General features: G+C 43.5%; 8 protein-coding genes. 4 read left to right on the top strand and 4 right to left on the bottom strand.

Annotated elements, in window-relative coordinates; genetic code table 11:
* Together HUJ19_RS04035 and HUJ19_RS04030 are read left to right on the top strand one after the other, a co-directional pair.
* On the top strand, window positions 1-221 hold a 221-nt coding region (locus HUJ19_RS04035; RefSeq protein WP_290622392.1), incomplete at its 5' end, for a hypothetical protein.
* A 36-nt stretch (window positions 222-257) separates the two neighbouring features.
* Entirely contained in the window at window positions 258-620 is a 363-nt protein-coding gene (locus tag HUJ19_RS04030; RefSeq protein ID WP_290622391.1) for a hypothetical protein, read from the top strand.
* A 21-nt stretch (window positions 621-641) separates the two neighbouring features.
* On the opposite strand, the gene HUJ19_RS04025 is transcribed toward HUJ19_RS04030, so the two are convergent.
* The 4 genes from HUJ19_RS04025 to HUJ19_RS04010 all read right to left on the bottom strand — a co-directional run bounded on the left by HUJ19_RS04025 (window position 642) and on the right by HUJ19_RS04010 (window position 3,296).
* Window positions 642-1,103 (bottom strand): DUF2489 domain-containing protein, encoded by a 462-nt coding sequence (locus HUJ19_RS04025; RefSeq protein WP_290622389.1) that lies wholly within the window; start codon window positions 1,101-1,103, stop codon window positions 642-644.
* Between the two features lie 66 nt (window positions 1,104-1,169).
* Window positions 1,170-1,733: a YqiA/YcfP family alpha/beta fold hydrolase gene (locus HUJ19_RS04020; protein WP_290622387.1), complete on the bottom strand. Its 564-nt coding sequence runs from the start codon at window positions 1,731-1,733 to the stop codon at window positions 1,170-1,172.
* A gap of 15 nt (window positions 1,734-1,748) precedes the next feature.
* The gene (locus HUJ19_RS04015; protein WP_290622385.1) at window positions 1,749-2,768 is read right to left on the bottom strand and encodes a WYL domain-containing protein; all 1,020 of its coding nucleotides are present in this window, start codon (window positions 2,766-2,768) and stop codon (window positions 1,749-1,751) included.
* Between the two features lie 297 nt (window positions 2,769-3,065).
* Window positions 3,066-3,296, bottom strand: coding sequence for a DUF2798 domain-containing protein (locus tag HUJ19_RS04010; protein ID WP_290622384.1), 231 nt, complete (start codon window positions 3,294-3,296; stop codon window positions 3,066-3,068).
* 199 nt (window positions 3,297-3,495) lie between these two features.
* On the opposite strand from HUJ19_RS04010, the gene aat reads away from it, so the two are divergent.
* Together aat and HUJ19_RS04000 are read left to right on the top strand one after the other, a co-directional pair.
* Window positions 3,496-4,209: a leucyl/phenylalanyl-tRNA--protein transferase gene (gene aat / locus HUJ19_RS04005; RefSeq protein ID WP_290622383.1), complete on the top strand. Its 714-nt coding sequence runs from the start codon at window positions 3,496-3,498 to the stop codon at window positions 4,207-4,209.
* A gap of 18 nt (window positions 4,210-4,227) precedes the next feature.
* The gene (locus HUJ19_RS04000; RefSeq protein ID WP_290622382.1) at window positions 4,228-4,974 is read left to right on the top strand and encodes an arginyltransferase; all 747 of its coding nucleotides are present in this window, start codon (window positions 4,228-4,230) and stop codon (window positions 4,972-4,974) included.
* Window positions 4,975-5,124 lie beyond the last annotated feature (150 nt).

Below are 5,124 nucleotides of genomic sequence, written 5' to 3'. Positions count from 1 at the left end.
GCTACCCAGCGCAACGCAATATACAGAACGAATGTATCAAAGCGATGATTGATGCTTATGCTAAAGGCGACTTTGACTTCCCAGAAGACTTTAAGCCCACTCAACACTACCTGGAGAAGTTCAGTCTGTTTCAGAAAGACTTCCCCGATGACGTCATCTTGAATAATGCCATCGAAGAGTGGGAAAAACGTCAGGGAAAATCAAAACAACTGGAAAGTTAAAATTACTTCTTAATATACAAACGTATTGGATAAGATATGAGAATCGTTGTAGTAATATTGTTAATCTTAATTGTCAGCCCCTTTACCGCCTCGGCCACTTCACAATGTCCTGAAGGAGCTGAATGCGAAGTCCCTATTGAAGTTAAAGTAACCTTTCTTGCTATGGCTGAGGTGTTAAGAGGACCTTGTATCAAACTTGATAGTGAAAATGAAGAGCTTTATCTGGAAGCATACCAGTTACTAAACAAAGAATTTAGTGAGGCTGCTAGAGGGCACGAAAAATACAATGAAGCTCAAGATTATTATACGAAATTGGTTTCTGAAATGTCAGATAGGAGCCTAAGACGTGAGTGCAATGGCTTTATGAAGGAAATACTAAAAGAAGCAGAAAATTTATGACCACTGCTATTTAATAACTACCTACACCACAGTCTCAAAATGAACAATAACCCGCTCAACCGCCTCATTAATATCTGACTCATGTTCTGCCTCAAGTTCCATCATTAGCTTAGTATGAGTCATCTTTTCTTTGGTTTTTAAATCTTTCCAACCTTGATGGGTAGGGATATGCGCGGTTTTATCGTAAATGGTGTAGAAGACCTCAAAATCATCACGAGTGACATCATCTAAGCGTAGCTGATCGATAAGCACCTTTAATCGAATACAACCTTCAATTGTCGGGCATTGCTCATGCTTCATGGCCTTGGCGATTGAAGTGACGCTTTCAATAATCGATTTCATTTGAGCATCATGTTTTTCAGCCTGAGCTAATTCTGACTGCTGCATAGCTTTCTTCTGCTTGTTAAGCTTAAACAGTAAAAATGCTGCATAACTGGCAAGAACGAAAGTTATCAGCCCTGCGATGATGTAAAAAATAGTCATAAGGTTTGGTCTTTTAGAAATATGTTCGCATTGTACTGGATGTCATTAAAATACCCAAAGTACACCTTACTTGCCGATCATCTTTTCAATGATCGGAAACACTCGCTCGAACCCGGTGAAGCGATGAGCTCCTGTTTCGAATTTATGTATGGGGTAGATGCCTTCCAGTTCTTTGGCAGTTTTTTCTGAGTCCAGCACTTCATCATCTACGGCAAGGGCTACCTCACATTGACCATAAGGTTCGCTGGTGACTTTGTAGTGGTTAAAGTCTTGCAGGTCTTTATTGGTGACTTTAATAATCTCATCAAACTCGCCAAAGACTTTAAACTCTCCTGTTTCGAGCGTTTTGTCTGGGTGGAGTGATGGGTTAATCATGAGCGATTTAACGGGTAGCTCAGAAGCGAGCCATCTGGCCCAGAAGCCACCGAGCGAAGTACCTACCACAATTAAATCATCATCTCTGCCGATCAGCTTTTCGTACTCATTGATCAGAATTTCTTCGGCCACTACTGGTGAGTGTGGTGTGTAGTTAATGCCCTGTACATGACAGTTAGGGAAAGCCTGTTGCATCGCTTTGACTTTTGGGCTTTTGGCGGAGCTTCGAAAGCCGTGTAAATACCAGATGTTCATTATTTGTCTTATGCTCTATTTAGAATTTCTGCAGTACAGTTCCATCATGCCCTGCACAGTCTTTTTCATGTCGTCACGGAAAGCTTTGGGTTTTATAACTTCCACCTGATCACCAAAGCCAAGCAGCCACCATTTGATAGATTGGGTAATGTTAATGGTTGCAGTTACGCGCACCCTGCCATCTTTGAGTTCTGTCCATTGCTGATCTTTTGATAAAGGTGTCTCGTTGAGGTGTTGCGCTGTTGGTTTGTTAAAAACAAGTTCAAGGTTTTGCTCTTGATACAGACTAATATCAAGACCACCCTGCTCCAGGTATTCTCTGATGTCGAAACCGGCAATCTGTTTGGGCTGGCTATCGAGAATCTCTATATCGTTAATACGATGTATGGCAAACTGAATGAGCCCCTCAGCTTTTTGTCCATCATAAGTTGCAATCAGATAGCTCACCTGCTCCTGCTGAACGACGCCTTGCGCATTGACAATATAGTCTTTGGTTTCGCCGCCCTTTTTGGTGTAGTTCATCTTGAACTGTTTATTGAGCAGCAGTGCCTTATAGATATCCAGCAAATGATTAGCATTAAACTTAGCTGGCTCCAATGGATAGACCTTAGGATAGATAGCAACCCGCTTTTCCCAGTCAGCGTATTTATATTTTTCATTCTTAAGCGCTAGCTTGGCTTCTTTAAAGTATGGCGCAAGCGCATCCAGACTGGCTTCAGGCAATAAGCTATGGGTATATTTCTCCATCAACAGAAAACCCAGCGCCAGATCGGGGCCCATTTTCTTGAGTGAGATGTGCGAGCCCTGTGGGAAGTAATAATAATTTTCGCGGCCCATGGTTTTTACATGCACACCAAAGACACGTTCCAGCATGGCCATATCTCTCTGGATACTGCGTTTGCTTAAGTTACCAAGATTATGGCTCGACTCAAGGTATTCAATCAGGTCGTTGACGGTGACCTTTTGTGGTTCCGTGGGGATACGCCTGAGAATAGCAAGCTGGCGTTCAATCTGGCTGAGTTCTTTGACTGCCATATGGTTCCTTTTTTTCATTACTGACCAATTACGACGCAATATGACGCACTGCAGAGCTAATATCAAGTCTGAGAGGACGAGCTGCGAGGTATTTTTAGCCATGGTCAGCGACAAATAGTTTTGCGTCTCGTTTTCTCGCCCCTTTTGACACTTCCACTTTTCGTCACAGGGTAAAAAGCCATCAGTGTTTAGGGATGAACCTGTGGCTTTATTTATTTGTTACCGATGATGAATTGGGCGGACACCCGAGTTTGTTCTTGTACGGACAACTCATGAGTTGTCCCTACGATAATCGTTTTATTCCGATTCTCTAAGCACCATGCTGACTAATTTATGAACTAATGGCGATACCAGGAAAATCGCTGGGAAGGCAACCACGAAAGCGAAGGCCCAGGCTTTCAGCCATATCATGACAATGTTACTCACAAAACCAACGTTAAAAACGCTGATGATAAATGACATGATGCATGACATGAGTAGCGACATGAAGAATGAAAAGACGATGCGATGGTGTTTAGGGTTGATCATAAGACAATCCGGCTGAGCTTAATTAAGCGGAAGGATATAGCGCTGTATCCGCTAGTGCAATCCGCTTATTGTATAAGACTTATTTAATTTAGCTATGAATAATCCCATCTCTGAATAGACCTTTGGTTTTTCATAAAGAACTCGCCAACACTTCTTAAAATTGTTACTTTCATGACAGATACAAATAATTGAATAAACTATGCCTAATAGCATTTTCCTTCTTGATGAAGCCCCTCTCTTTCCGGACGCCAGATTAGCGCAGGATGAGCCCAATGGCTTACTGGCGGTTGGTGGCGATTTGTCGGCTCCAAGACTTATCGAGGCTTATCGACATGGCATTTTCCCCTGGTTTTGCGAGGATGAACCTATTTTATGGTGGTCCCCCGACCCCCGCTGTGCATTTCTGCTTGATGAAGTTCATGTTTCACGTTCGCTTAAGCGAGAGCTTAATAAAGGCCAGTACCGGGTAACGATAAATAAGGCTTTCCCAGAAGTGGTACGCCAGTGCGCAGCGCCTAGAAGTGACCAGCCGGACACCTGGATTCTGCCTGAAATGCAGCAGGCCTATTACAAACTGCATCAGTTAGGCCTGGCGCACTCTATTGAGGTATGGGATCAAGAGTCACTGGTTGGTGGTATGTATGGCGTCAGTATCGGCAGATTCTTTTTTGGCGAATCCATGTTCAGCCGACGCCCCAATGCTTCAAAAATAGCTCTGGTCTATCTGGCCCACTACCTGAAACAGGCAGACTTTTTAATGATCGATGCGCAGGTTGGTAATCCCCATCTGTATCGGATGGGTGCCCGAGACATGAGCCGTGATGAGTTTTTACAACTTTTAGAACAAGAAATTAACTGGAAACAGCCCCCGAATCTATGGCAAAGTAAGATCCTGAAGGAATGGAAAAGCTGAATATGCGAGGCTCTTGTTATGAGTAACAAAGAGAAAAGCACTCAACATATCAAGCTCTATGCAGGGCCAGAGCACGCCTGTGGCTATCTGGACAATCAGACCGCGGTTTCCCTATTCGCTGATCCTTCTCTCCCAATGAACAACACTCTATACTCTGAACTCAGTCGCCTTGGCTTTCGTCGTAGCGGTAATCACGTCTATCGCCCCAAGTGCCCTCATTGTTCCGCCTGCCAACCCTTTCGTGTATTAACCGAGCAATTCAAGCCAAGTCGTAGCCAGAAGAGAATCTTAAAGGCCAATAAAAACCTGAGTATTCATTTTGAGCCAGCCAGACCCAGCCATGAAGACTATGAGCTTTACGAGCATTACGTTACCGAGCGGCATAGAGATGGCGACATGTATCCGCCTTCCTATGATCAGTATGCAGACTTTCTGTTTTCTGACTGGTGCAAATCGGCTCAGATTCGTGTCAAAGACGGTGAGCGAACCATAGCCATCATGTGCCTCGATTTACTAGATGATGGTCTATCGGCGGTCTATTCCTTTTTTGACACTGACCAGCGTTACAAAAGTCTTGGCGTTTTCCTGATTCTTAAAACCATTGCCCTGGCACGTAAGCTTAATCTGCCTTATGCCTATTTGGGTTATTACATTCAAGACTGCCATAAAATGAGCTATAAGAGTTCCTATCGCCCAGCGGAAGTTCTGCATAACAATCGCTGGAAACTGCTCTCAGAAACGATTCCAAGCACTGATATCATCTAATTAGCTCTAAACGGGTAGCTTCTCGAGCAAAATTTCGACCAATTAGCGCCTGATCACACAAAAACTTTGCGATTATTGTCTAAATAGTGCATTATACGCGCGCATTTTTTGAACATTTTGTTGAAAGTCAAAGAGGAGAAACGGGCTTAA

The organism is Kangiella sp., assembly GCF_014762745.1.
Lineage (GTDB): Bacteria > Pseudomonadota > Gammaproteobacteria > Enterobacterales > Kangiellaceae > Kangiella.
Note: the sequence above shows the minus strand (reverse complement) of the source record. Positions and strands in the feature narration are given on the sequence as shown.